3 protein-coding genes are annotated in these 4,972 nt (G+C 53.5%); 2 read left to right on the top strand and 1 reads right to left on the bottom strand.

Annotated elements, in window-relative coordinates:
* Window positions 1–752 precede the first annotated feature (752 nt).
* Complete coding sequence (locus Q1B13_RS26495) at window positions 753–3,215, top strand: S8 family peptidase (protein ID WP_299085873.1); 2,463 nt, start codon at window positions 753–755, stop codon at window positions 3,213–3,215.
* Window positions 3,216–3,347: 132 nt separating this feature from the next.
* On the opposite strand, the gene Q1B13_RS26490 is transcribed toward Q1B13_RS26495, so the two are convergent.
* Window positions 3,348–4,022, bottom strand: a complete 675-nt coding sequence (locus Q1B13_RS26490; protein WP_298938400.1) for a class I SAM-dependent methyltransferase — start codon at window positions 4,020–4,022, stop codon at window positions 3,348–3,350.
* Between the two features lie 224 nt (window positions 4,023–4,246).
* On the opposite strand from Q1B13_RS26490, the gene Q1B13_RS26485 reads away from it, so the two are divergent.
* The gene (locus Q1B13_RS26485) at window positions 4,247–4,474 is read left to right on the top strand and encodes a hypothetical protein (protein ID WP_298938401.1); all 228 of its coding nucleotides are present in this window, start codon (window positions 4,247–4,249) and stop codon (window positions 4,472–4,474) included.
* Window positions 4,475–4,972: the final 498 nt, after the last annotated feature.

Below are 4,972 nucleotides of genomic sequence, written 5' to 3'. Positions count from 1 at the left end.
ATTGGCGGCAACTATGCCCTGACGGACCGCGTGGATCTCTTTGGCGAAGCCTCTTATGCCACCGGGCTCAGCAACGCCGGTGATACCAGCGCTCTGAGTGCAAATGCAGGCCTCAAAGTGGTGTTCTAGAACACCTGCCCCTCGTCAGACACCAGGCAACATATCAAGCTGGCCTCTATCGCAGATGCCAGCATCAGGTCGTTTCCTGCGATATTCTGAGCGACTGTTTGGTTGGGCCGTTTTGACAAAAGGAAATCCTGACAGGTGTATGTCTCTCTATAGCTGACACCTATCTAAAGATAGGATTTGCGAACTTCCCCAATACAGCCAGCTGGTTCTAGTGTTGGGTATGGAACGAGTTGATTACCCCCCGAATGTTTGGCTGAACATCGCCAATATCTGTAATAAACTCACACTACTACTTGTGGTTCGAGCGAGCCTTGGGCGGTTTGGGTCGGCATTGGCGGCACCAATACATTTGCGGAACGTGTGGATTTCTTCGGCAAAGTCTCTAACGCCACGGGGCTCAGCAATGCCGATGATGCCACCGCCCTGAGTGCAAACGCAGGCCTCAAAATGGTGTTTTAGAAAGGCGACGGTAAACCCGCTACTTTAGCCTCGCCGCTCAGATGAGCTCGTACTCTGCTCAGCGAAATAGACGAGGCAAGTAGTGTGGTGGCCCCGTCAAAGCCAAAGGCCTGCCCTGGCAATCGAGCGGTCAGGTTTTCCGCGGATAAGGCATAGGAGCTATCATGTTTTCTTTTAGGAAGTTGATCCTTACCACGACGGCCATTGTCACCTTGGCTACCGCCGTCTCCGCAAACATCTACTCAGGCCAACTGACCTCCTACTCAGATGAGCAGGCTCTGAAACTCCTCATCAGTGAACATGCTCTGGATCCATCGACCTTCGAGGATGCGCACGAGTACATCACCCTGAACCGTCCCACGATTATGAAGGAATACCTCCGTCAAACCTCAAATCGTGCGCCAACCGAAAGAAAAGGTTCCTCTTCGGAGCGGGGCGCTAAGGAGACTTCAGGACCTGGTTTGATGATCGGTCTGGGGGTTGCCGGAATTGGGGCCGCAATTGCCGTCGCTGGCGGTGGTGGTGGCCAAAAGCCTGGTCCGGCTCCCCGGGCTGTTCCAGATCCCGGTCCATCACCTTCTCCAGGCCCCACTCCCAGTCCTGACAGACCTGCTGACTTCCGAACGCCGGAATTCAACCGGAACTATGGTCTTTCTCTTATTGAAGCCGATGAGAGATACGCAAAAGGCGGACAAGGACAAGGCGTAAAAATCTCGATCCTGGACACTGGTATCGATGTGAACAATCGAGACTTCCTCGGGAAAATCGACTTTCAAAACAGCTATTCTTATTTCGGAAACCCCAGCATCATTTCAGACACCGGCGGCCACGGCACCCACGTTGCCGGCATCGCTGCAGGCCGGAAAGACGGTCGGGGCACACACGGCGTTGCCTTTCGATCTGAGCTTGTCATCTTCAAAGGAATTCGAGGCAACGATAACGAATCCTCAACGATTCAAGACGTATGGGCTGATGCTCTGAACCGCTCAATCGACGCGGGTGCGCACGTCATGAACAACAGCTGGGTTTATGTTGATGGTAACAATGTCACCATACCCATCACTGATTTTACAAGCCGCTCCCAGCTCCAAGCATATCTTGGACCCGCAACTATCAACGCTCTGAATAGAGCCAAATCCGCTGACCTGATATCAGTAGTTGCCGCAGGAAACCACAGCCAGACGGATGTCGCAGTCAACGCAGGTATTCCACACTTAATGCCCAAGTATAATGGCTATTTCATCGCAGCCGTCGCAGTCGATCAGAACAAACAAATAGCGGGTTTCTCCAACCGTTGTGGCGTCGCGAAAGACTTTTGCCTCGCAGCGCCCGGCGTGGGTATTATTAGCACCAGAAATGGTGGCGGCGTTGTTGCGTTTGACGGAACGTCGCAGGCTGCCCCACACGTCACTGGAGGATATGCCCTGTTAAAGAGCCAGTGGCCAGAGCTGACGGCCCCTCAAATCTCTCAGATTATGTTTGATACAGCTGATGATCTCGGAGAGCCGGGCGTTGACGAGATCTACGGGCAGGGCTTTCTCAATCTGTCCCGCGCCATGCGTCCTGTCGGTGAACTTGTTGTTTACCAGGGGAACACCACCAAAAGCGAGGCCATCCCTCTCGCCGAAACGGGTATAGCCGCCAGCGGTGCCCTGGCGCCGGCACTCAACCAGGCCCTCACAGGGCAGGTCCTGATGGTTACAGATGAGTACACGCGCGGATTTGATCTCGCCGCCAGTGCCCTGGTTTCCGAAATTGAGGCGCCAAAACCCAGTCTCACGATCGCAAGGGAAGTAAAGGTCAGCGACACCCTGACAGTCATGCGTTCAAATCACAGCACAGGTATCCGTTTTGACGGAGGTGCTTCGACCTCAGAGATAAACCTGGGAGACGCAGATCCAGGCGCAGATCCATTTGGACAACTTCTTACAGAAGACTACTCATTTGGGCACAAGCTCGAACTCACGGGAACACTGGCGCTTATTGCCGACCATGCATTCGGATCATCCTCTGGCTCTTTTACCAGGACCAGCGTGGGGCTTGAGGCAAAAGACAAAGATGGATCAGGCCTTTCTGCTCAGTTCGGTCTCATAGAAGAAAACAGTACGGTGCTGGGATCACGCTTTATGGGTGCTGCGGGTCAGGACGGACGTAGCTCTACCTCATTCCTTGAGATATCTGGATCTGTTGCGGTTGGGCAGGGTACTCTCCTGACGGTATCTGGCACGCAAAGCACGACAGATTTCCAACAAGCAGGCCTGGTCACTGGCGGCAACAACCTGATGGGACGTGCCGGCCAAATATCAATCAGCAAAAAACGCTTTCTCGGCAGCCCAGGCACTATGAGCCTGTCTGTCTCCAGTCCGCTTCAGATCTCATCTGGTGAGATCTCAATTGACCTCCCCCAGGACAGGGTTGCAGCCGTCGCCGGTCAAGAAAGCACGGGCGTGACAAGAACCTCTCAAACTGTGGACATTACATCTTCAGTGCGGCCAATAGATATTGGCCTGACCTATCAGATTGCTTCAGATGCGCCTGGATCCGATATCTTGTTTAACGCGGGATATCGAGCACGGGGCGGTGATCAAAATCCCTACTTTGGATTTGCCCTCAGTCACAGCTTCTGAGCCGCAGGGGCAAATTTTCTAGCCACTTCGGGGTCAGCCAAGAGCTGGTCCTTTACTTGGCCTGACTGTCCCGAGACTTTGAGGTCGGACAAATTCTGGAGCATTTGACTTCACGGTTCTCGGTGTCTGCCTCTACTTCGGCGACAGAAGGTAGACGCACTGGTTCTCGATGCTTGCCACATAGGCCGCAACTTCGAACCCGCAACGGTCGAGCATTCGCTCAAAAACCGCTTTGCGGAACTCGGTCTTTAGCAGTTTGCCCGCGCTCGGCTCCTGCTTGCGAAGGTCGGCCCAGCGAGGACCATTCTGAGACACGTTGACCGTTAAGTAGACCTGACCGCTATCGTTGACGGCCCGGCGCAACTCCCGCAGTGTCTCCCGTGCTTCTTTAGGTTTCATGTGCGTCAGAACAGATCGCGCGATCACCAAGTCTGCTCCAAGATGCTCGTCGGCGATCTGCCCATAGGACGAAGCCCCTCCTAGGGGATTGTAACGATCGTTCTGGGCGTCGATGCGCTGGAATTGGTAGTTCCCGAGCGGCGCGATAATTTCCCTCGCCCACGTGATTTGCAGCTCTTGCACATCGATTCCGACGTAGCTCTTTGGCAGCTCGTCAGCAGCATCCAGACCGTGGAGCAGGCGGCAAGTCCCGCAGCCGAAGTCCAAGATAGCCATATCTTGAAGATCCAGCTTCGCGGGCCGATCACGGGCAAAGCTACCCAACGCTATCACGTGATTGATCGCCCGAAGAAGGTTCTCAGCGCTACAGAGATAAATGTCGTCATCGCGCTGGGTGGCTGAGTTCATCCGCAACGAGGCTGGAGGCAGTGGCAAGGTCATTGAGAGCCCGGATACATTTTTTCATTTATTGTTTCTTGAGACATATTGGTAATATTTGGTCTGGTTTGCTATTTTTGGAAAATACTGGATTTCTATTTTTGAATAGACGAATCCTATTCGTTTGCGCGACTCAATCAATTGCGTATGCGCAATTCACTGGAAACTCTGGATACGAACATATTTGCGAAGGATTGTCGCTTCCTGATACCGGCGATCTGCATGTTCTCTCTGCGGCAATCCAATGTGACGCTCAGCATATTGTGACCGAAAACATGCGAGACTTTCCCAAAGAGGCCCTGGAACCCTATGATATCGAAGCGATCGAGGCTGACGAGTTTTTGGCGCGCTCCCATAAGCACCATCATCGTCGCGAATACTTGGCGCAGCTCACGCCGTCGGAAGCCAGCGGCCTGACCTGACGCTTACTGATCTGCGGGGGTGGTGGTGCTTTGCATCAGCGGCGCCATAGGTCGCACAGCTCCGGGCGCGGCAGGTCAGCAATCTGGGCTGGGGTGAATGTGTCCATCTCTGTCTCTGGCTTATCGGGCGAGTTTTGCGCTCCTACTGAAACAGCCCCGAAGGCATGGTGTCAGGACAGCTATGCTCACTCCGGCCTGTGTCGTCCAGTCGAAATCTGGTTAGGCGGTGCTGGCAAAATGACAGTCAGACAGGCGTAAGCATCACCATAGCCAATGTCTATCTAAATATAGGATTTGGGAATTTCCAGAATACAGCAACCTGGTTCTAAGGTTGGGCCAAAGATGAATTGATTGGCCGCTAAATGTTCGACCAAAAATCGCCGATATCCGCAATAAATTCAAACTGTTACTTGCAGTCTGGGTGGGTCTGGCGTATCATCGGTTCATCGGTTCATCGGTTCATCGGTTCATCGGTTCATCGGTTCATCGGTTCATCGG

The sequence above is a fragment of the uncultured Ruegeria sp. genome, assembly GCF_947489545.1.
In the GTDB taxonomy this organism is placed as follows: domain Bacteria; phylum Pseudomonadota; class Alphaproteobacteria; order Rhodobacterales; family Rhodobacteraceae; genus Ruegeria.
This window is presented reverse-complemented; position numbering and strand designations above follow the sequence as displayed.

Excerpts from the sequence above, each read along its gene's own strand:
- Q1B13_RS26490 (WP_298938400.1), bottom strand. The coding sequence starts at position 4,022 with ATGAACTCAGCCACCCAGCGCGATGACGACATTTATCTCTGTAGCGCT.
- Q1B13_RS26495 (WP_299085873.1), top strand. The coding sequence starts at position 753 with ATGTTTTCTTTTAGGAAGTTGATCCTTACCACGACGGCCATTGTCACC.